This is a genomic window from Pedobacter namyangjuensis (assembly GCF_003313325.1).
Lineage (GTDB): Bacteria > Bacteroidota > Bacteroidia > Sphingobacteriales > Sphingobacteriaceae > Pedobacter > Pedobacter namyangjuensis.
Genome location: NZ_QMHQ01000003.1, coordinates 298,394 through 322,353, shown reverse-complemented (window position 1 = coordinate 322,353; position 23,960 = coordinate 298,394). Strand labels below are relative to the sequence as shown.

The following is a 23,960-nucleotide window of genomic DNA, read 5'->3' as shown; positions in this document are numbered from 1 at the left end:
TTTGCTCTTTATTCTTTGCTCTTTAATCTTTGCTCCTTATCCATTTAAAGCCCAAATTTTTCAATTCTTCTGTAAAGTGCGGCTCTGGTTAAGCCAAGTTCCGCAGCTGCTCTGCTAATATTTCCTTTATGCTTTTCAATAGCTTTGTTAACCATCATTTTTTCCATTTCATCTAAGGGCATATCGGTTTGCAATACATTTTGAGTACCAAATTTTTGTGGCGATAGCTGTAAATCTTCGGATGAGATTTCTATTCCATCGGCCATAATTACCGCTCTTTCAAGCACATGTTGTAATTCTCTAATATTACCGGGCCAGCCGTAATTGAGCAACGTTTGCGATGCTTGTGCTTTAATGCTTAAAATGTTTTTGTGGTACTTAGCATTAAAGTTTTGTAAAAAATGGTTAGCGAGTAGCAAAATATCATTTCCACGTTGGCGTAAAGGAGGTAAAATTAGCTCAACCGTATTTATTCTGAAAAGTAAATCTTGTCTAAAGGTACCTTTAGCAACCATTTCGTTAAGTGGCATATTGGTAGCACTGATTAAACGTACATCAATTTTTCTAACTTTACTTTCGCCTAGCCTGGTAACGGTTCTGTTTTGTAAAACCGATAATAATTTAGCTTGTAATGGAAGCGATAGATTTCCTATTTCATCTAAAAAAATGGTTCCACCTTCGGCCATTTCAAACCTGCCTGGTTTATCTTCTTTAGCATCGGTAAAAGCACCTTTGGCATAGCCAAAAAGTTCGCTTTCAAAAAGGTTTTCGTTTAACGAACCTAAATCTACGTGCATAAAAATTTGCTTGTGCCTAAGCGAATTTTTGTGCAGTTCTAATGCAAAAACTTGTTTTCCTGTTCCATTTTCGCCCAAAATTAATACGTTGGCATCGGTAGGAGCAACCTTAACCAATGTTTTTTGTAACTGCTGCACACTTTCGTGATTGCCCACTAGATTTTCAAACTTCCTGGCCATATCGTTTTGCATGGATGTATGAATTTTCTCTAGTTTTTTAACTTTTTTGTTTGACTGGCGAAGTTTTGAAGCCGCAGATAACGTGGCAAATAACTTTTCGTTTTCCCAAGGTTTAAGGATGAAATCTGTGGCGCCTTTTTTAATGGCTTGTACTGCAAGTTCTACGTTGCCAAAAGCCGTCATTAAAATAACCACGTAATCTTTATCAATAGATAAAATGTGTTCTAACCAATATAATCCTTCTCTGCCATCATTTGCACCTTTTTGGTAATTCATGTCTAGCAGGATAATATCTATCTCGTTTCTACTGAGTAACACATTAATTTCTTTAGGCGATTTACAAGTTAATACCTGATTAAAGTGCTGTTTTAAATACAGTCTTGCACTTAACAGGATGTCATCGTCATCGTCTATTACAAGTATGTTTGCTTCTGTCATAACCTAAATTTGGCTTATCATTGGGAGCATTGCGAAGAATCTAGGGAACAGATTCTCACTTACTCGGAATGACAAATGGTTTACTGTTGAAGCCCAAAAATAAAGCTAACTGTTCGATGCTGTACATCTACTGTCCGTAAATGAACAATTAAAAATGAAAATATATTTTAAATATCTGTAAATCAATAATTTAAAATTATTTTGCCGATTGGCATAAAGTTGGCAAACGTTGCTGCATAGAATATCAGGTAAATGGACAAAGTAATTGAAAAGAAAAGGTTTAGTAAAAAGACAATTATCATAATTGTTGGTGTAATTGCCTTTTTAGGATTGGTTGGTTATGGTTATAGCTTATCGCTTAACAAGGTTTTTAAAGTTGAAGCAGAAAAAATAACCGTTAGTAAAGTAGCTTATGGCGATTTTGAAGATGTGGTTTTACTTAATGCAAGTGTTGTTCCGCTTACTTCGGTAATTGTAAGTTCTTCTGAGGGTGGTACCGTTGCTCAAATTTTTACCGAAAATGGCGCTTCTGTAGTTGCGGGTACTCCATTGTTAAGGATAGCAAACCCAAATGCACTTTCTAGCTATACATCTAGCGAAACCAGTATTACCGAACAAATTAACCAGTTACGCAAGTTGAGGTTAGATTTGGAGCAAAACCAAAGGGTAATGAGCCAAGATATGATGGATATTGAGAACAATTTGCGCACTGCTAGCCGTAAGTATAAGATAGATAGCACTTTGTTTGATAAAAAAGTTATTACCAGAGAGGAGTTTAATATCTCTAGTCAGAATTACGAATACTATCAAGGACGTAAAGGTTTATTAAAACAAGCTGTAAAACAAGAGAACCAAAGTAGGATAATGCAATTGCAGCAGATCGAAATCTCTATCGCTAGGATGAACGAAAGTTTGCAAACCATCCGCCAGAACATAGAAAATATGACCATTAAGGCGCCAGTTTCTGGAAGATTATCGTCTTACGATCCGGTAATTGGTAAATCGTACAATGCAAATGAAATGCTAGGCAAAATTGATGTGCTGCAGGGTTACAAATTACAAGCTGGTGTAGATGAATATTACATCAACCGTGTTAAAGAAGGACAAACTGCACAATGCGAATTTAACGGACAAACCTATGCTTTAAGAGTAAGCAAAGTAATTCCAGAAGTTACGGCAGGGCAATTTCAGGTTGAAATGGTTTTTGAAGCTAAGGCACCAGAAGGCTTAAGGAGAGGTTTGTCTATGCAGGTTAAACTTACCCTGTCAGATAACAGCAAATCGCTATTGCTTAGCCAAGGACAGTTTTTTCAAAGTACAGGCGGAAGTTGGGTATTTGTAGTAAATAATGGCAAAGCAACAAAGAGAAACGTAAAAATTGGTCGTAAAAATTACTTGTACTACGAAGTGCTGGAAGGTTTACAAAAAGATGAGGAAGTGATCACTTCATCTTACGACCAATATAACCAGTATGATATTGTAGAGATTAGTAAATAATTATCCATCAGATTATTATAAGCGCATCAAAACACTAAATAATTGATATATAAGTTAGTAATGAAAAATATAATACTGATTTCCTTTCTTCTTTTATCATTAAATGCTTATTCGCAAAAAAAGGCAAAGAACAGTGAACGTGTTAAAAAACAGGAAACTGTTGTAAAACAGAATAGAAAGGAAACAGCGTTAGTTTATATCAATCAAATTGATTCGTTAATTAGAATATCCTACGAGAGAGGGTTATTTAATGGCAACGTCCTCGTCTCTAAAAACAATGAAGTCGTGTATCAAAAATCATTTGGTTTTACTGATGAAACCAGACAAACCGCTTTAAATGATCAATCAATATTTAATATTGGCTCTATTGCGAAGGAATTCAACGCTGTTGCGGTAATGATTTTAGTTGAACGCGGACTTGTGAATTTAAATGATACGATAGCTAAATTTGATTTAGGATTGCCAAAATGGTCAGAAAAAGTTACTATAAAACAGCTTCTTAATTACGCAAGTGGTATTCCTAGTATTGAGCCAGCACTGCCTAAAAATGACGAGGAGGCTTGGCAAATTCTGAAAAACTTTGATAGTTTACTGTTTGAGCCAGGAACGAATTATAGCTATAATAATAGCAATGTTTTTTTGCAGAGGAGAATTATTGAAAAGTTAACAGGGGTAAGCTACCAAGAATTTGTTTCCAAAAACATAATTGGGCCTTTGAAAATGACCAATTCTGTATTCGATCCGAAATTTGGTTATAAAAATCGAACTTCTTGTTACGATATGGACAATGTAAGATGCCAAGAATTAAATTTTATAAGTGGGTGGCTTTGGGTTGATATCAACGACATGTATAAATGGATTGAAGCCATGAATTCTAATCGTTTAATATCTAAAGAATCTTTTCAAACTTTATTGAACAACCCATACGCAAAAAACGAAGGTGGATCACTCGGTAGGTATCTTGAAAAAGAAGAATTACAAAGACATAATGGTGTATCGTATAAATTTGAGTCCATCTTTTTAAACGATTTTAAAAATGATATTACTATAATTCTATTGTCTAACAATCTAAATAGAGTTTGGGATTTAGGCTATACAATCCATAATTTAATGTTAGGAAATGCATATGAAATCCCAAAGAAATCGATTTATCAAGCAATAAGAAAAGAAGCTCATAACGACATAGGTAAAGCTATGGAGACGTACAATTTGCTTAAAGAAAAGTGTGAAACAACATACAGTTTTGAAAACCCAGGCGAACTAAATAAATTAGGATATGAGCTGTTAAGAGATCAAAAAATAGAATCAGCCATCAAAATTTTCAGTTTAAACATTAATAGATTTAAAAATCTGCCAAATCCTTACGATAGTCGTGGTGAAGCCTATTTTACAAAAAAAGCCTATTTATTATCCAGAAATGATTATTTAAAAGTGCTAGAATTAGATTCAACAAATCAAAATGCAAAGAATATGCTTTTGAAAATTGATGAATTACTGAAAAATTAAAATTTAAGAAGGCTTTACAAAATAACTTAAAAACCAAACAAATAAACACATGAAAAAACTAATAATTGCCATTCTTCTCCTAGCGGTATCAGCTACCGTTTCGGCACAAGAAAAAACTAAAAGCCACTCGAAATGGAAGGAAACCAAAGATGGTATTACCTATGAAATGGAAGCATCTATGACCGGTGTGTCTACAAAAAATGTAGAGAAACCACACATTACCTTAAATTTTGCCGGCGATACAAAAGCGCTTACGAAAGTTGCTTTTAAAGGAGAGGAGTTATACGTAACTATTCCGGTAGTTAAAGGCGGACAAAATATTAATGTAGCACCAGGTTTTTACAAACTAAAACTTACGCATGAGAAATTGGGTGAACAAGACTTTGATATCGAACTGAAAAAGAACGATTATAAAGAAATTGTATTAAAAGTAAAATAAAAAATTAGGTTGGTTATGCTCCGTATCAGGTGCGTTGATCGGGGCGCCAACTTTTTAAAACAACCTTCTAACCTCACCAAAAAGGGAGCCAGGAGATAAAACATTTCAACTTCACAAAAATATTATGATTACGATAGAAAATCTGGAGAAAGTTTACAAAACCGAGGAAATAGAAACTACGGCTTTAAACGGAATAAATTTACATGTAGCTACCGGCGAATTTGTTTCAATCATGGGACCGTCTGGTTGCGGAAAATCAACTTTGTTAAACGTTATGGGTTTGCTGGATAAGCCAGAAAGCGGTAGTTACAAATTTATAGATACCGAACTTTTAACCTTAAACGATAGAGAGCGGTCGAACTTTAGAAAGAGAAATATGGGTTTCGTCTTTCAAAACTTTAATCTTATTGACGAATTAACCGTTTTTGAAAACATAGAACTGCCTTTAATTTACAATAAAGTACCGGCGGGCGAACGTAAAAAGCTGGTAAATGAAATTATCGGCAGAATGAACATCGTTAATCGTTCTGGTCACTTTCCTCAACAACTTTCTGGTGGTCAGCAACAGCGTGTTGCGGTTGCAAGAGCATTGGTTACCAAGCCAAAATTGGTCTTAGCCGATGAGCCTACCGGAAACTTGGATAGTACGCACGGTAACGAAGTAATGGAGTTGCTTTGCGAATTGAACGAAACCGGTACAACCATCGTAATGGTAACACACTCTAGCCATGATGCAAGCTTCTCGAACAGAATCATCAACCTCAAAGATGGGCATGTAATTTCTGAGAAGATTAATAAAGGAAAAACTGAAGAATTGATTTAGTTACGTAATAAGTTGTACGTTTTAAGTAGTAAGTATAGCACTTATAGCTTAAAACTTACCACATAAAAACTCCGAAGATGTTCAAACTCAACTTAAAAATCGCTTTGCGAAACTTGTGGAAAAATAAAGGAATTACCGCTATTAATGTTGGTGGTTTGTCTATCGCGTTAGCGGCCTTTATTTTAGTAATGATGTATTTTACTTATGAAACCAGCTTTGATAAGAAAAACCCTAATTACGATAATATTTATGTGGTTGGAAGAACGTTTCCTGATTTTAAGACCAATTTTACTCCACCACCTTTAGCTAAAGCTATTAAAGAAGCCTTCGCAGAGGTTGTTGCTGTTGGTAAAATGAAGCCTAGCGGTTTTGAATTTGCTGCATTTACCGATCAAGGTACAGTATTTACCAAAAAACAATTGTTTATGGAATACGAGGCGGCGAAGATGTTTAATATTATTCCCGAAGGTGGACTAGAAAAGCCAAATGGCACGGAAACGTTTTATTATTTGAGCAAGCCTTACATGCAAACGCTTTATCCAAATAAAACCGATAACAAGCCAGAAATTGTATCTTTTGGTAGCAAAGCAGAACCGATGTCTGGTCAGGTTAAAGGAAGCATTGTTCCCAACCCACATTCAAACATCAGTTTTGATGCTGTTTCGATCGTAAATGAAATTGGCGCCGGCGAGAGTTACGGTTATCCTAATTACTACACTTATATTCAAGTAAAGCCGGGTACTGATATAGCTACGTTGGAAAGTAAGATCAATACATTGTATCAAGCAGAGCTGAAAAAAAATGGCATGATTGAAGAAGGGGAAAACGCAACTGTGACTACAGCCTTTCTAGACCCTTTAAAAAATCAGCACCTAAGGCCAAAAGCAGGAAACGACGCCAATTATAAAGTATTAATTGCTTTGTCGCTTTTAGGATTTGCGATCCTTATCATTGCCTGTATCAATTTTACTAATTTGAGTATTGCCCAAGCTACAAAAAGAGCTAAAGAAGTTGGTGTTAAGAAGGTTATGGGCGCTTTCCGTTATCAGCTTACTGCACAATTTTTAATAGAGATTTTGGTGCAATGTTTTATTGCAACTTTGTTAAGTTTGGTTATTGCAGAAATTATCTTACCTCAATTTAATCGCTTGTTCTTGGTAGATTTAACCATTTGGCAAATAGATAATGATCTGATTTGGCAATTGCCGATTATTTTAGTTTTCATCACCTTAATTGCCGGTTACTATCCAGCTATGGTTTTATCTGGCTTTAAACCCGTTGCGGTTTTAAAAGGCAACTTTCAAACTAGCAGACAAACCTATTGGTTAAGAAATAGCTTGTTGGTAACTCAATTTAGCGTGGCGGTTATATTTATTACAGGTTTACTAATCATCAACTCTCAATTAAAATACATGCGTACGCAAGATGTGGGTTTTAATCCCAATCAAGTACTTCGTGTAAAAAATATCGTCTACTTTAACGATCCCGAAAAGTTTGCTCCTATTAAAGAAAAAATATTAAAAGTACCTGGTGTTAAAGCTACAACAGTTGCTAACATTTTACCAGATGGATCCGAAACAGGAAGCAATGGATACACTGCAAATGGAACCCAGGCAAGTTTAGATTTTATCGATGTAGATTATGATTATTTCGAAACCTTAGACATTAAACTAAAAGAAGGCAGACTATTTTCTGCTGAGTTTAAAGGAGATGCGCAAAACGCAGCTATTTTGAACGAAGCTGCAGTTGCCAGATTCGGATTAAAAGATCCTATAGGAAAAGTTGTTAGGGGTTGCAATACTGACTACACCATTGTTGGGGTAATTAAAGATTTTAAAGCTAACGGATTCGAAAAAGCGGTAGAACCAAGTATCTATTCTATCAATAACCCTTGCGGTAATGGTAAAACCGAAATTATGATTAAGGTTGATGAAAATCAAATGGCTGCAGTTTTGGCTACCTTAAAAGCTAATTGGAAAGACATCAACAAGCGAGATGGCGATAATTTCAGATACGAATTTTTAGATGAAATGTATGGCAAACTCTTTAAAAAACAAGAGCAATTACAGTCGGTGTTTTTTGCGGCAGCCATGCTAACTATATTGATCGCCATTTTGGGTTTGTTCGCTTTCGCGAAATATATTACCAACGGAAGAATTAAAGAAATCGCTGTGCGTAAAATACTAGGGGCAAATGATCTGCAGATCTTCAAATTGCTTAATACCTCTTTCTTTTACATGGTGATGATTGCCAATATTATATCGTGGCCTTTAGCTTATATTTTAACCAAAAAGTGGCTCGAAACTTTTGTTTACCGTGTAGATATTTCGGCCCTGCCATTTATAATTAGTGGCTTAATTACGGTTTTGTTAACTATTGTTACGGTAACATTACAAGCAAGAGCTGCGGTAAAAGCCAATCCTGTTAATGCGCTTAAATACGAGTAAGCTGAAAGCTTATAGATCAAAGATTAAAGAACAAGGATTAAAGATTAGACGAAAAGTCTAAATACTTATATCTAAATACTAAATACTCAAAACATGTTCAAACTCAATTTAAAAATAACGCTAAGAAACCTTTGGAAGAATAAAGGCTTTTCACTTATTAATATTGGCGGATTAGCTATTGGCTTGGCAAGTTGTATGATTTTATTGTTGTACGTAGCTTACGAATTTGGTTACGATAAACAATTTAAGAATTACAACACCACTTATGTAGCCCATACAAATATGACGGCTAACGGTAAAGTGCATAGCTGGGCTTGGACACCAGGTAAGCTTGCACCAGAACTTAAAGCTAAGTATCCGGCCATTGTAAACACCTCTAGATCTTCTTATCCGTTTGAGCAACTGATTAGTTATAACGATAAAAAAATAAAAAACAGAGGTTTGTTTGCAGACCCATCGTTTTTACAAATATTAGACTACGAGTTTTTAAATGGCAATGCTACTGAACCGTTAAAAGATATAAACAGTGTTGTTTTGACTCAAACTTTAGCAAGTAAGTTATTTGGAACCGAAAATCCGATTGGTAAAGTAGTAAAACTTGATAATAAAGAAGGCTTAAAAGTAGAAGCTGTAATTGCAGATTTACCTGCAAATAGTAGCATTAAGTTCGATTACATTATGCCATGGAAATTAAATGAACAAAGGCAAAAATGGATAAAAGAGCAAGGCTGGGGCAGTAACTTTTGTTTAACTTTAGTGCAGTTGCAAAAAAGTAGTCTGTTAGACGAAGTTAATGCTGCAGTAAAAGGAATTTATCAGCGTAACCAAAAAGGTTTAACAAATGAAATGTTTTTGCATCCTTTTTCAAAATGGCATTTGTACAACGAGTTTGAAAATGGTAAATCCGTAGGAGGTAAGATAGGACAATTAAAAATTTTCTTACTACTGGCAGTTTGTATTCTTCTTATTGCCTGCGTAAACTTTATGAATCTTTCTACCGCCAGATCGGAGAAACGAGCAAAAGAAGTGGGCGTTCGCAAAGCGATTGGATCTGATAGAAAGTCGTTAATTATTCAGTTTATTTTAGAAAGTACTACGTTAGCATTAATAGGAACCATTGTAGCCTTTATTTTGGTTGAAGTTAGTTTGCCGTACTTTAACAATTTGCTGGGTATCAGCCTTACAATAGATTATAACGATTGGCGTAGTTGGGCTACGCTCGTAGGCCTTGTTTCATTTACAGGATTACTTGCAGGAAGTTATCCAGCCTTTTATCTTTCGTCTTTTGATCCTGTTAAAGTGCTCAAAGGTTTTAGCCTTAAAACCGGCTCAGCAATCTCGATACGAAAAGTGCTCGTGGTTTTTCAATTTTCATTTGCAGCTTGCTTAATTGTGTGTACCGCAGTAATTTATCAGCAATTAAACTATATTAAAAATAAACCCATAGGTTATAACCAAGGTAATTTAATACAAATGGCTGCAATGGGTAATTTAATGAGCACTAACAAAATCGAATTGTTAAAAACACAACTCATAAAATCGGGCGCCGCTAAAAATGTTTCTTTGTTAAGCATGAATATTGACGAAGGTGGAAATAATACTTCTGATATTAATTGGCAGGGCAAAAAGCCAGACGATAAGGTTTTGTTTAACCAAAGAGGCATTGGATATGATTTCGTGAAAACTATTGGTAGCGAAATGATTGAAGGAAGGGAGTTCTCTGCAGATTTTCCAGGCGATTCTAATAAAGTTGTTTTAAATGAAGCTGCCATAAAAATAATGGGACTTAAAAATCCTATAGGGACGGTAATAGATTATGGAGAGTATAAAGCTACCATTATTGGTGTGATGAAAGATTTCGTAGCCGAATCTCCTTACCAAAAAGTTGCCCCGATGATTTTTAACAGAGCCTACAAAGATGAAGGTGGTGTACTATTGGTACGCTTAAACGAAGCACAAAACATCAGCACTTCTTTAGCACAAATTGATGCATTGGTAAAAGAAATTAATCCAGATTACCCGGTGGATAGAAAATTTGTAAGCGATTCTTTTGAGGAAAAATATGATGATGAAAAACTACTAGGCACACTTTCTAACTGGTTTGGTGGCTTTGCGATATTTATTTCTGCCTTAGGTTTATTAGGCTTAGCCTTATTTATGGCAGAGCAACGTAAAAAGGAAATTAGCATTAGAAAAGTTTTAGGTGCAAGTACAGGCAACATCCTAACCTTGCTAAATAAAGATTTCGTAAAACTAGTTGCTATATCAAATATTATCGCGTTCCCGCTGGCTTACATCGTAATAGAAAAATGGCTCTCAGCGTACGAATATCGAACATCTATATCTGTACTGCCATTTGTAATTGCCCTCGGCCTATCGGTATTAATCGCCATATTAACTGTAAGCGTACAATCTATAAAAGTAGCGAAGGCTAACGCGGTAGATGCTTTGAAATATGAATAAGTCTAAGTAATAAGTTATACGTTTTAAGTTGTAGGTTGATTTTACTTAGAACTTAAAACTTACCACGTAAAACTCTAATATGTTCAAACTCAACTTAAAAATCGCATTGCGAAACCTTTGGAGAAATAAAGGCTTCTCTTTGATAAATATTGGTGGCTTGGCTATTGGCCTTGCAAGCTGCATGGTACTGTTGATCTACGTAAGCTACGAATGGAGTTATGATAGACAATTTACGAATAATGATAAAACCTATATCGTTTATCAAAATGCCCCTGCAAGTGGAAAAATCTTTAGTTGGGCATGGACACCAAATGTGATGGCGGGCGAGATTCGGGAGAAAATTACAGGTGTAAAATATGCTTCTAAATCGTCTTATCCTAGTCTTAAATTAATTACCCTCGATGATAAAAAAGTTAATGGTAAAGCAGTTTTTACCGATCCGTATTTTTTAAAAATACTCGATTATAAATTTATTAAGGGCAATCGCGAACAAGCTTTAAATGGAGTAAACACGATTATTCTGACGCAATCTTTTGCCAAAAAACTTTTTGGAGATGCAGACCCAATTAATAAAACTGTAAAACTCGATAATAAGAATACTCTAAAAGTAGAAGCTGTAATAGAAGATTCGCCTGCTAACAGTAGTATTGTATTCGATTATCTCATGCCCTGGGCACTGTTTGCCGAACGAGAGAGTTGGATACGTGAGATAAATTGGGGCAACAATATGTGCCTAACAATGGTACAACTAAAAGATAATAAATACCTAACAGAAACAAATGCACAAATGTTAGGCATTTACAAACGCAATCAGAAAGGAAACACCGCAGAAGCCTTTTTGCATCCTTTAAATAAATGGCATTTATACGGCGATTTTGAAAACGGAAAATCTGTAGGCGGTAAAATAGATCAGCTTAAAATCTTTGTTTTATTGGCATTCTGTATCCTTTTAATTGCCTGTGTAAATTTTATGAATTTGTCTACCGCCCGCTCAGAAGGAAGAGCTAAGGAAGTTGGGGTACGCAAAGCGATTGGATCAACCCGTAAATCACTAGTAAGCCAATTTTTTATAGAGTCTGCATTGCTAACCTTTATTTCTACCGTTTTTGCTTTTATTTTGGTAGAAGTAAGTTTGCCTTATTTTAACAATCTGTTAAATATCGAATTATTTATAAATTATCATAATCCTGTATTTTGGTTAACGCTTTTGTTTTTAATGACATTTACAGGATTAGTTGCAGGCAGTTATCCAGCGCTTTATTTGTCGTCTTTTGAGCCAATAAAAGTGCTAAAAGGCTTAAAAATTAAATCTGATTCATCAGTATCTGTAAGGAAAGTATTGGTAGTAGTACAGTTTGTATTTGCAGCCTGCTTAATCATTTGCACTGCGGTTATTTATCAACAACTTAATTACATCAAAAATAAACCCATAGGTTACGATAAATCTAACCTTTTACAAATTGCCATACAAGGTAAAATGGCTAATGCCGAAAAGCTAGAACTGCTAAAAAGTCAACTGTTAAAATCTGGTGCCACTGTAGCAATCACATCTTTTAGCATGGATATTACCGAAAATGGCAATAATACTACGGATGTTTCTTGGCAGGGAAAGACGCCAGGCGAATCTATTTTATTTAATCACAGGGGAATCGGAAGCGATTTTATAAAAACCATAGGCACAGATTTGATTAGTGGAAGAGAGTTTTCTAAAATCGCCGTAAATGATAGCAACAGTATCATGTTAAATGAAGCAGCAGTTAAAGTGATGCGGTTAAAAAATCCGATAGGTGCAAAAATTAGTTTCTGGGGAGAGGAAAAAACAAACGTAGGGGTAATTAAAGATTTTGTAATTGAAAGTGCTTATCAAAAAGTTGCACCAATGATATTTTTTACCAGTGCCCGTAATGGTGCCGAAGTAATATTAGCTCGCTTAAACCCCGATCAGAATATCAGTTCCTCTTTAGCTACCATTGATGATATTGTAAAACAAATGGAGCCTAATTACCCCGTTAACAGAAAGTTTGTAGACGAATCTTTCGAGATAAAATTTCAGGATGAAAAACTGTTGGGAACACTTTCTAATTGGTTTGGTGGTTTTGCCATATTTATCTCCTGCTTAGGTTTATTAGGTTTGGCTTTGTTTATGGCAGAGCAACGCAAAAAAGAAATCAGCATCAGAAAAGTTTTAGGTGCAAGTACCGGAAACATCCTAACCTTGCTAAATAAAGATTTTATAAAGCTTGTGGCTATTGCTAATTTAATCGCCTTTCCTTTGGCTTATGTTATCATTAATAAATGGTTAGCAACTTTCGAATATCGTGTGGGTATCTCTTTTGTTCCATTTGCACTTGCCATAACAATTTCTGTTATAATAGCTGTATTAACGGTAAGTATACAATCTATAAAAGTTGCAAAAGCTAATGCAATAGATGCTTTGAAATATGAATAAGTCTAAGTAATAGGTTATACGTTTTAAGTTGTAGGTCGATTTTACTTAGAACTTAAAACTTACCACGTAAAACTCAAATATGTTCAAGCTAAACCTAAAAATCGCATTGCGAAACCTTTGGAAAAACAAAGGCTATACCTTTATCAACGTTATCGGTCTTTCCATCGGAATGGCAAGTTGTATTCTGATATTTTTATTTATCCGTTACCAATTGAGTTTTGATGAAGGTATTAAAAATGAAGATCGGATTTACCGTTTTGTAACGGAATGGAAATACGATGCATTTGATGACTATTCGAACGCGGTTGCAATTCCAGCAGTTAAAGTTGCAAAGAATGAAATCGCTGGAATAGAAAAATCAGCTGCGATTTTCAGAAGGTGGAGTATTTTACGGGTTAAAGATGCGAGTGGTAAAGATTTGTTTAAACAAGACGAAACGATTTACTATGTAGAACCCGATTTTTTTGACATTTTTGGCATGCGATGGCTAACAGCGAAACCAACACAGGCGCTTAGTCAGCCAAACACTGTAGCGCTTTCTGAAACTGCGGCTCAACAATATTTTGGTAATGCACAAACTGCGATAGGTAAAACTGTTACGATGGCTAATAATACACCGTTAAAAGTTAGTGGTGTATTTAAAGACATGCCAAAAAACAGCAGTTTTCCATTAAATATAATGGTTAGTTATGAAACCTATCCAGATAAAAACGGTGATTGCTGGGATTGCGTGAGCTCTGGTAACGAATTTTATGTATTGCTAAAAGAAGGCTTAACAGCTAAAGACATTGAAGGTTCATTAGCGCAGTTTAACAAGAAGAATTATGCCGATAGAAAAGTTGCAGGCAATCAGGTTAATAAAATGGAAGCCTTGCGAGATATTCATTTTAGCGAGCATTACGATAATTTTTCTTACAACACGATTAGTAAGACCGAAATTTACGGTTTAGCCATTATTGCTCTTTTTTTAATTGTAACGGCGTGCATCAACTTTGTTAATTTAAGTACTGCTCAAGCAATTAATAGAGCTAAAGAGGTAGGCGTAAGAAAGGTAATGGGAAGTTTGCGCAAACAGTTAATGCTACAATTTTTAACTGAAACTTTTTTGGTAACACTTGCTGCAATGCTTATTGCTTGTGTATTGGCAGAGTTGGCCATTCCGCAAATGGAAAATCTTTTCAAGGGTACAGTTTCTATCGGTTTGTTTCAGCATCCGGTCATCTTTGTATTTATGTTGTTGCTGGTATTGTTTGTAGGCCTTTTGGCGGGCTTTTATCCAGCCGTTGTTATGTCGGGTTTTACACCTGCATTAGCAATTAAAAACAAAATAACACTAAACACCGGCGGTTTAAGCTTGCGTAAAATCTTGGTTGTGGTACAATTTTCAATCGCCATCATCTTAATTATAAGCACCATTGTTGTTATGCGCCAAATGCAATATGTGCAACAAAAACAACTTGGCTTTAATGCAAATGAGGTAATGATGATTAGCTTGCCAAACGATAGTTTAAGTAGGCTAAAACACGAAAGTTTTAAAGAACGATTATTAAAAATCCCCGGTGTAAATAAGGTTAGTTTTTGTCAGGATGCGCCTTTATCACCTAATATAAATTCATCCGACTTTGCTTTTAATGGCATTAAGAATAAAGATTTTGAGGTAAGGAGAATGAAAGCGGATGAAGACTATTTTGATTTGTTCGATTTAAAACTAATAGCCGGAAAATTATTTGCTAAAAGCGATACGGCAAATGGTTATGTAGTTAACGAAACCTTTTTGAAGAAGGTTCATATTACTAATCCGCAAGATGCGCTTGGCAAGATGATAAATTCTACCGGTCAAAACATTCCAATTATTGGCGTAATAAAAGATTTTAACGACTTATCGCTGAAAGAGAATATATCTGGCCTAACTATTTCTGCTGGTAAAACCAGTTATTGGAGAGCAGCCATAAAATTAGATACAAAACAGTTGTTTGTAGCTGATAAGAAAGTAGAAGCATTGTGGAATAGTATTTTCCCAAATTATATTTACTATTCGAAGTTTGTAAATGAAAACATTAACGGCCAATATGAAACCGAAAAAGTAATGGGTATTCTCTTTAAGGTATTTGCCGGGGTAATTATTTTTATCTCATTTATCGGTTTGTTTGGGTTGATGTCTTTTGTAGCTACGCAACGTACCAAAGAAATGGCAATTAGAAAGGTGTTAGGTGCTACTACGTTTGAGCTGGTAAAGATGTTAAATGGCTCTTTTTTATTGATGGTATTTATTGCCAATTTAGTGGCTTGGCCAGTTGCATATTTAATTGTAAATGGTTGGTTAAACGGATTTGCTTACAGAATGGAGCTTAACGTTTGGCCTTTTGTCTTGGCTATGTTAATTACTATGTTCATCACTTTGTTAACTGTTAGTATTCGTTCTTACAAAGCTGCCGTTGCCAATACAATTGATGCTTTGAAATACGAATAAGTGACACGTTTTATGTGATAGGTTTTTAAGTTGCTGAGAACGTAAATTAATCTAAAAAAATCCCGTTCGATTGCGAACATAAAATGTTCGATAATGAACATCTATTTGTTTGCTTATGTGTTTAATCTATTGATAATCAGTTATTTTATTGTTTATGTTAATATGGTATAATATTGGCACAACTGAAATAATAATGAGGTTTTTAAGTACTACTCGTTAACTTATTACTTAGAACCTAATACTTAAAACTCCAAAAAATGTTTAAACTCAATCTAAAAATCGCCTTGCGTAACCTTTGGAAATATAAAGGGTATACCGCCATAAATATTTTTGGCCTTTCAGTTGGATTAGCTAGTTGTATTCTCATTTTTATATTTGTGCGTTATCAATTAAGTTTTGATAAAGATTACGCGAACGATGATAGGATTTACCGCGTAGTTTCGTCATGGGAGTATGCAGATGGTAACCAATTTAAGTCATCGGGCGTACCGCTTCCATTGGCACCCGCAATGCGGAACGATTTTTCTCAATTCGAAAAGGTATCCGCTATCCAACAAAGTGGAGGAATTGTTAAAGTTAAAGCACAGGCGGGCAAAGCAGAAGTTAAAAATTCTGAGGATATTTACTATGCCGAACCATCATTTTTCGAAATTTTCAATTACAGTTGGTTGTCTGGTAATCCAATCCAATCATTGTCAAGCCCCAATACGGTTGTTCTATCAGAAAAGATGGCCAAAAAGTACTTTGGCGATTGGCGTAATGCAATAGGTAATAGCATTAATTTTGATGCGGAGAAAGATTTTAAAGTAACAGGTGTTATAAAAGATAATCCTCAAAATAGTAGCTTCCCGCTTGGAATTATTTTTAGCTATGCTAGTTATAGCAGCAGAAATATGAAAAGTTGGGGCTCGGTATCGTCTAGTTCAGAATGCTTCGTGTTACTAAAAAAAGGAGTTACATCGGCAGATTTAGACAAGCCATTGCAACAGTTTATTAGAAAATACTATGTAGAAAAAGGTCCTGGAAAGGAAAATCATCATTTTCAGCCTCTAAACGATATTCACCATAATGAAGATTACGGCAATTTTTCAAATCAAATTACGCCTTACAAACAAATTATTGGTTTAGCTATTATCGGGCTCTTTTTGTTGCTAACCGCCTGCATAAACTTTATAAATTTGGCTACTGCACAGGCAATTAGCAGAAGTAAAGAGGTAGGTGTACGCAAAGTAATGGGTAGCAGACGTAAGCAATTAATTTGGCAGTTTTTAAGCGAAACAGCTTTGATTACAATAATTTCCCTTTTGTTGGCATGTGTATTTGCAGAGTTAACTCTGCCCAAAATGGAAAATCTTTTTGGTGGCGATGTTTCTTTTAGTCTGTTCGGGCATCCAATTATTTTTGTGTTCCTTTTCGGTCTATTAGTTTTGGTGAGCTTTCTAGCAGGTTTATATCCAGCATTAATCATGTCTGGTTTTAGTCCGGCATTGGCGATTAAAAATAAAGTTGCAGCAAATGCTGGAGGTGTAGGTTTGCGCAAAACATTAGTTGTGGTACAGTTTGCAATTACTGCCATTCTTATAGTGAGCACCTTAGTTGTAATGAAACAAATGAGTTTTATTCGTGATAAATCCCTAGGTTTTGATACGGATGCAATAGCTATGATAGGTTTGCCAGCGGACAGTGCAAGTTTGTTAAAACATAATGGTTTTAAAGAAAGATTATTAGCCATTGATGGTGTAAAGAGTGTAAGTTTTAATGGTGGTGCACCTTCTTCGGGCAATAACAACGAAACCAGTTTTACCTATAACAGTTCTAAAAGTGCCGATTTTCAGGTTAATGTTAAAACTGCAGATGATGCCTATTTTAAAACTTTTGGTTTAACACTTATTGCCGGTAAGGCCTTAAGTAAAAGTGATACAACTAAAGAGTTTGTAGTAAACGAAACTTTGCTAAAAAAACTGAATGTTAAAAATCCGGAAGAGGCAATAGGCAAAATAATGAGGATTTGGGGAGCTTCGGGTCCGATTGTTGGTGTTGTAAAGGATTTCAATAACTATTCTTTACATGAAGCAATTGCGCCAATCGCTATATTTTCACGTAAAACAAATAACACTAGAGTTGCTCTTAAACTTGACAAAAAAGAAATGGCTGCTACGTTAAAAGACGTAGAAGGCGCCTTTAATGCATCATTTCCGGATTACGTTTACGAAAACCGATTTTTCGACGAAAGCTTACAGGGCTACTACGAAACAGAACGCATTATGGGGGCACTCTTTAAAGTTTTTGCAGGTGTAGTAATTTTCATCTCATTTATAGGCTTATTCGGGTTGATATCATTTGTGGCTACACAGCGAACCAAAGAAATAGCTATCAGGAAAGTTTTAGGTGCTTCAAATTTCGAGTTGGTTAAAATGCTTAACAGTTCCTTTATGTGGATGGTATTAATTGCAAACGTTGTTGCATGGCCGGTAGCTTACATTCTAATTTCGAAATGGCTTACTGGCTTTCAATATAGGATAGAATTAAGTGTTTGGCCGTTTTTAATCGCCATGTTTATTTCTATTATAATAACACTAATAACCGTTACTTTAAGAAGTTACAAAGCGGCTAGAGCTAATACCATTGATGCCTTGAAATACGAATAACGGTTGAAGAGTTAGATAAAGATAAAGGAGCAAAGAGTAACGGCTGGTTATTTATCTAAATACTTTGTACTAACTACTAAATAATCGATAATGATAAAACTACAAAACATAGAAAAATACTACGCCAATAAGGGTGTTAAAAGCTACATTTTACGTCATGTAAGTACCGAAATTAAGCAAGGAGAATTTGTTTCAATCATGGGTCCATCGGGAGCGGGAAAATCAACTTTGCTGAATATTTTAGGTATGCTGGAAGAACCCACTTATGGAGAGTATAATTTTATGGGCGAAGATGTAACCGCTTTAAAAGAACGCCAAAGAATAGAACTTTACCGTAACCACATCGGTTTCGTATTTCAGGCTTATCATTTGATTGATGAAATGACAGTTGCCGAAAATATAGAAGCACCACTGTTGTACAAAAAAATACCGGGATCGGAGCGTAAAAGTCGCATAGCGGATGTTTTGGATCGCTTTAATATGGTGGCTAAAAAAGATTTGTTTCCAAATCAGCTTTCAGGCGGACAGCAACAGTTGGTGGGCATTGCAAGAGCATTAGTGGCACAGCCATCAATCATTCTGGCTGATGAACCTACTGGCAATTTACAATCTGCACAAGCAGAACAAATAATGGAATTATTTAAAAAGCTAAATGAAGAGGATGGAATTACCATTATACAAGTTACCCACTCAGAAAAAAACGCACAATACGGAAGTCGCATTTTAACTATAGAAGACGGAGTAATAAAAGAGGATATTTCGGTTAACGGTCTTTAATTGTTGTACTGTGTCTCAAATCTCACATCTCATTTCTCAAATCTAAAAGCATGTTCAAACTTAACCTAAAAATCGCTCTGCGTAATTTATTTAAAAATAAAGTTTATGCGGCTATAAATATTGGCGGACTAGCACTTGGTTTAACCGCTTTTGTGCTATTGCTGTTGTTTGTAAATCACGAAACTAGTTACGATAAATGGAGCCAGGAGTTAAAGAATGTGTACCAGTTAAGAGAATACCATGATTATGCTACACCAGACAATAGACAACATTGGATGGAAGCAAACGAATCAAGAATTGGTGCTTTGGTAACTGATAAAATTCCGCAATTTAAATACGTAACTAAACTTGGGCAGGGTTGGGGCGATGGTTTTTCTGTTAAGCCAGATAATGCAAACCCAGTAATTGTAGAAGATGTTAGAGATGCCGATTCGCTATTTTTTAAGGTTTTTCCTTATCAATTTATTCAAGGCGATAGATTAACGGCGATTAGTAAACCCAACACCATAGTGTTAAAGGAAAGTTTGGCGCTTAAAATTTTTGGTACCGATAAAGTTTTAGGCAAACGCTTAAATATTATAATGTGGAGGGATGATCCTGGAACAATGATGACAGTTACAGGCGTTGTAGCAGATCCAAAAACGCCCGAAAGCGTAAAGTTTACTGCCATTACACATACTGGAGATAGAGAGAAAGATCCAGACCACATCAACAGTTCTAATCATTGTGAGATTTATGCTTTAGCAAATGAGCAATTAGATACCTTGCAAATGAACAAAACCTTGCAAAAGGTTTATGTAGATTATAAAAAATCATCTTTTGCAAAGCGAAAGATCACCTTCGATGATTATTATAAAAATGGTAAAAGACCTGGTTTAAAAATCATTCCGCTAAAAGATGCTTACGCTACGCCTTCATTCGATAAAAATTGGATGGACAAAATTAAGCCTATCGTTGCGCTGTCTGTTTTTCTATTATTAGTTTCTATCATCAACTTTGTTAATTTGGCAACGGCACAATCTGTACAAAGAGCTAAAGAGGTAGGTGTTAAAAAAGTATTAGGCGCTTATAAAAAACAATTGATAATTCAGTTTTTGATAGAAGCTGTTTTACAAACTTTGGCAGCACTATTTATCTGTGTTATTTTGGTAGAGGTTCTTTTGCCAACATTTAATAACCACTTCGATGTTCAGTTAACTTTTTGGCATAGCGAACAATTGCCAAGTTTGGTTCTACAATTATTTGGTGTGTTTGCTTTGGTCAGCCTCTTGGCAGGATTTTATCCTGCATTAATATTATCGAAATATAATCCTGTTAAGGTTTTGAAAGGTAATTACGAAACCGGGTTCAAGGGCATCGCTTTGCGAAACGGATTAGTTGTAATTCAATTTATAATTGCAGTAACTTTTATAATTGGAATTGGTGTAATGTACAAGCAAACTAGTTATGTTGCTAATAAGGATTTGGGCTTTAATAGAGATAGATTACTTAATATCTCTGCGAATTATAATGTAGGCGATCCGCTTGTAGAGCGAATAAAAAAGATAACGGGGGTAAAATATGTGGCTACTACCACACAGGTTATGGGCAATTCATTTAATGTTCCTGGAGAAATTACCTATAAAAACAATGATGTTGAGGTTAACACAGTTACGGTAACAATGGATGCCTTACCTGCTTTAGGTGTGCAGGTTTTAAAGGGCAGGATTTTTTCTCCAGAATATAAACAGGATACTGTTAATACAGCGGTGTTAAACGAAACAGCTGCTAAGTTGCTGGGTAAAAATTTAGTTGGTGAAAAATTTAATCAGGGTAAAAATATCTTTCAAATTGTAGGTATTATTAAAGACTATAACAACGAAGGTTTCGACAAAGCGGTTTTGCCAACGGTTTATAGGGTAACTCATTTAGGAGGGATGTCTAGTACAAATAACATGTTAATTAGATTTGAAAGTGATAATTATACATCCGCTCTAAAGGCCGTAGAAGCTGAGTGGAAAAGAACCTACCCTAATTTTCCAATGATTTACACTTCAGTAGAGGATGCGTTTCAAAAATCGATGGAAGCAACCCGCAAACAAATGCAGATTATTGGTCTTTTTAGTGTTATTTCCATTGCGCTTTCGCTCTTGGGGTTATTTGCTTTATCAACCTTTATGGCAAAGCGAAGAACGAAAGAAATTGCCATCAGAAAAATTTTGGGCGCTTCAGATTTTCAGATTATAAATATGCTAATCCGTTCTTTCTTGGTTTTGGTAGTTGCAGCAAATTTAATTAGTTGGCCAATAGCATTCATCCTTACCAGATCATGGTTAGAAGGATTTGCATATAGAATCGATATGCCCTTTTGGCCATTTTTAATTGCTACCGTTGTTTCTGTCGTTATCGCTGTATTTACCGTAAGTCTACAAGCTCGAAAAGCTGCGGTTAATAACCCTGTTGATGCTTTGAAATATGAATAAGCTTAAAGATCAAAGATAAAGGAGCAAGGAATAAAGACTGGACTTAATCTAAATACTTCTAGCTAATTACTAACCACTAGCAAAAATGTTCAAACTAAACCTAAAAATCGCTTGGCGAAACCTTTGGAAAAACAAAGGTTATACATTTGTTAACGTATTGGGGCTTGCTTTGGGTTTGGCAGGTTTCATTTTCGTACTGCTATATGTAAACCACGAGCGGAGTTATGATCATTGGAATCCGCAATTGGAAAGTGTATATCAGGTTCAAGAGCAGGATTTTTGGGCCATTAAAGAAGGTAAGGAAGAGTGGATGGATAGGGCTGATGTGCGAATAGCTGATATTATCAAAAGTGAAATACCTCAACTAGAGGATGCAACCTATATCAATGATTATAAGCCACAATCTATTCTTTTAAAACATAACGTTCCATTTTTACAAGATGGAATTATAAGCACAAATGATGGGTTTTTCAATGTGTTTCCTTTCGAATTTATTTATGGTACGCCAGAAACTGCGTTAAAAGAACCCGGGAATATTGTACTTAAAGAAAGCACTGCGCTACGTTATTTTGGCAAAATTAATCCAGTTGGCAAAACCATAAACATAAATGAACAAAACTGGACCGAGCCCGAAACTTATTTGGTTACAGGAGTAATTAAGGAACCCGAAACACCGAGCAACGTAGAATTTAAATTGGTTAAAAGAAATCTTAAAACCTATCCACGAAACGACCAATTTTATTTTTTTACCAACATTTTTGTTAAAGTGAAAGGGCAACAGTCAGCCGAGTTGTTAAATAAGAATGTGCAAAGTGTTTATTACGATTTTAAATTGGCGCTATTTAAACGACAGAAACAAGCTGTTGCCGATTATTTGAAAAACGGCCTGAAACCCTCGGCCAGATTGGTACCTATACAACAAATTCACCAAAAACCTTTAGCTGGCAAAAGTTGGTTAGACTTGATTAAACCAGTTGTTCTATTGTCTGCATTACTACTGCTTATTTCAATAATCAATTTTATTAATATGTTTACTGCTCAGGCCGTATCGCGTGCTAAAGAAGTAGGAATTAAAAAAGTAATTGGGGCGCAGAGAATATCACTTATAATTCAGTTTTTAATTGAAACTGCTATGCAATGTTTAATCGCAATGTTATTAAGCGTTATTTTAATAGAGGGTTTTCTGCCTTATTTAAATCAAGTCTTTAATCTCAATTTGTCATTCGGTATCGATCAAAAGAGTATTGTGATTTTGAGCCAACTCGCTAGCTTGCTTTTGCTAGTTACCTTAATGGCTGGTATTTATCCGGCATTTTTTCTTTCCGCTTATCTTCCTCAAAATGTGCTAAAAGGTAATTTCGGGCATAGTCATAAAGGAAAAACACTACGAACTTTATTGGTTGGAATCCAATTTGTAATTGCAGTCGGCTTTTTTATAGGAATTTGGGTTATTTCTAAACAAATGGATTATATGGAAAATAAAGATCCTGGTTTTGGCGCTAAAGCAGTAATTCATATAAAAGCGTCATTTGACAAAAAAGTAGCTAATCAGTTCAAAAATATCGACGGAGTACAATACGTCGGAAGTAATGATGGAATGATTAGCCTAGATCACAAATTAACAGGGAAGTATAAATATAAAAATGAATCAAAAGAAATAAATACGGTTCTGGTTAATTTTGAAGGCTTACAGGCCTTGGATGTGAAATTGCTTAAGGGTAGACTTTTTGATGCAACTAGAGTACAAGATAGTTTAAGTAGTGTTATTCTTAATGAAAGCTTGGAGAAAGCTTATGGGGGTAATATGGTAGGGAATTTTATTTACGTAAACGACAGTTTACCGGCTCAGGTAATTGGCATAATTAAGGATATGCAGGTTGCAGGTTTTGAGACATTAATAAAACCTACCGTCTACACGGCGTCAACCAATAACGCAACGGGCTATCCAAACCTAGGGGTAAACTACATCATCAAGTTCGATCAACAAAAACAAAAGACAGTGCTTGGAGAAATTAACGAAGTCTGGAAAAAACACTATCCTGCGTTTCCTTTAACTTATAGTTTTCTTCAAGACGATCTGAGTAAAGTTTTAGTAACTCATAACCGTTTTAAAGAAATGGTAAAACTATTTTCTTTTTTATCTATCTCTTTATCGCTAATTGGTTTATTTGCCCTAGCAGCATTTTTAACTAGGCAACGCACCAAGGAGATTGCAATTCGGAGAGTTTTGGGTGCCGATCTTTGCACACTTTTTCTACTGTTAAACAAAAGTTATTTTTGGCTGATATTGGTGGCAAATGGGGTTTCATGGCCAATTATATATATATCTGTTGGTTATTGGCTAAATGGTTTTGCATATCGGATAGACGTCCCTATACTGCCTTTTGTACTCGCCTTTATTTTTTCAATTATAATAACAGTTGTTACTGTAAGTTTTCAGGTTAAAAAAGCAATTCAAGCTAACCCTGTTGATGCTTTGAAATATGAATAAGCTTAAAGATCAAAGATAAAGGAGCAAGGAATAAAGATTGGACTTAAATCTAAATACTTCTACCTAACTACTA

13 protein-coding genes are annotated in these 23,960 nt (G+C 35.3%); 12 read left to right on the top strand and 1 reads right to left on the bottom strand.

Annotation, left to right across the window (positions count from 1 at the left end):
• Nucleotides 1-44: 44 nt before the first annotated feature.
• Nucleotides 45-1,415, bottom strand: coding sequence for a sigma-54-dependent transcriptional regulator (locus DUT69_RS13250; RefSeq protein ID WP_113653726.1), 1,371 nt, complete (start codon nt 1,413-1,415; stop codon nt 45-47).
• 252 nt (nt 1,416-1,667) lie between these two features.
• Here DUT69_RS13250 and DUT69_RS13245 point away from each other — a divergent pair, with 252 nt between their 5' ends.
• The 12 genes from DUT69_RS13245 (at nt 1,668) to DUT69_RS13190 (ending at nt 23,887) form a co-directional block, all read left to right on the top strand.
• Complete coding sequence (locus tag DUT69_RS13245; RefSeq protein ID WP_113653725.1) at nt 1,668-2,912, top strand: efflux RND transporter periplasmic adaptor subunit; 1,245 nt, start codon at nt 1,668-1,670, stop codon at nt 2,910-2,912.
• Between the two features lie 60 nt (nt 2,913-2,972).
• Complete coding sequence (locus DUT69_RS13240; protein WP_113653724.1) at nt 2,973-4,418, top strand: serine hydrolase domain-containing protein; 1,446 nt, start codon at nt 2,973-2,975, stop codon at nt 4,416-4,418.
• A gap of 49 nt (nt 4,419-4,467) precedes the next feature.
• Nucleotides 4,468-4,857, top strand: coding sequence for a hypothetical protein (locus tag DUT69_RS13235; protein WP_113653723.1), 390 nt, complete (start codon nt 4,468-4,470; stop codon nt 4,855-4,857).
• Nucleotides 4,858-4,981: 124 nt separating this feature from the next.
• On the top strand, nt 4,982-5,680 hold the full coding sequence (locus tag DUT69_RS13230; RefSeq protein ID WP_113653722.1) for an ABC transporter ATP-binding protein: 699 nt from the start codon (nt 4,982-4,984) through the stop codon (nt 5,678-5,680).
• Nucleotides 5,681-5,757: 77 nt separating this feature from the next.
• Nucleotides 5,758-8,127 (top strand): ABC transporter permease, encoded by a 2,370-nt coding sequence (locus DUT69_RS13225; protein ID WP_113653721.1) that lies wholly within the window; start codon nt 5,758-5,760, stop codon nt 8,125-8,127.
• Between the two features lie 93 nt (nt 8,128-8,220).
• Nucleotides 8,221-10,590 (top strand): ABC transporter permease, encoded by a 2,370-nt coding sequence (locus DUT69_RS13220; protein ID WP_113653720.1) that lies wholly within the window; start codon nt 8,221-8,223, stop codon nt 10,588-10,590.
• A 79-nt stretch (nt 10,591-10,669) separates the two neighbouring features.
• Nucleotides 10,670-13,039 carry an ABC transporter permease gene (locus DUT69_RS13215; protein ID WP_113653719.1) on the top strand — a complete coding sequence of 790 codons (2,370 nt, stop codon included), beginning with the start codon at nt 10,670-10,672 and terminating at the stop codon, nt 13,037-13,039.
• Nucleotides 13,040-13,118: 79 nt separating this feature from the next.
• A complete protein-coding gene (locus DUT69_RS13210; protein WP_113653718.1) occupies nt 13,119-15,509 on the top strand; it encodes an ABC transporter permease in 2,391 nt (796 codons plus the stop codon).
• 257 nt (nt 15,510-15,766) lie between these two features.
• Nucleotides 15,767-18,157, top strand: a complete 2,391-nt coding sequence (locus tag DUT69_RS13205; RefSeq protein ID WP_113653717.1) for an ABC transporter permease — start codon at nt 15,767-15,769, stop codon at nt 18,155-18,157.
• Nucleotides 18,158-18,247: 90 nt separating this feature from the next.
• Nucleotides 18,248-18,934, top strand: coding sequence for an ABC transporter ATP-binding protein (locus DUT69_RS13200; RefSeq protein ID WP_113653716.1), 687 nt, complete (start codon nt 18,248-18,250; stop codon nt 18,932-18,934).
• A 50-nt stretch (nt 18,935-18,984) separates the two neighbouring features.
• The gene (locus tag DUT69_RS13195; protein WP_113653715.1) at nt 18,985-21,396 is read left to right on the top strand and encodes an ABC transporter permease; all 2,412 of its coding nucleotides are present in this window, start codon (nt 18,985-18,987) and stop codon (nt 21,394-21,396) included.
• Between the two features lie 85 nt (nt 21,397-21,481).
• Nucleotides 21,482-23,887: an ABC transporter permease gene (locus DUT69_RS13190; RefSeq protein WP_113653714.1), complete on the top strand. Its 2,406-nt coding sequence runs from the start codon at nt 21,482-21,484 to the stop codon at nt 23,885-23,887.
• The last annotated feature ends 73 nt before the right edge of the window (nt 23,888-23,960 follow it).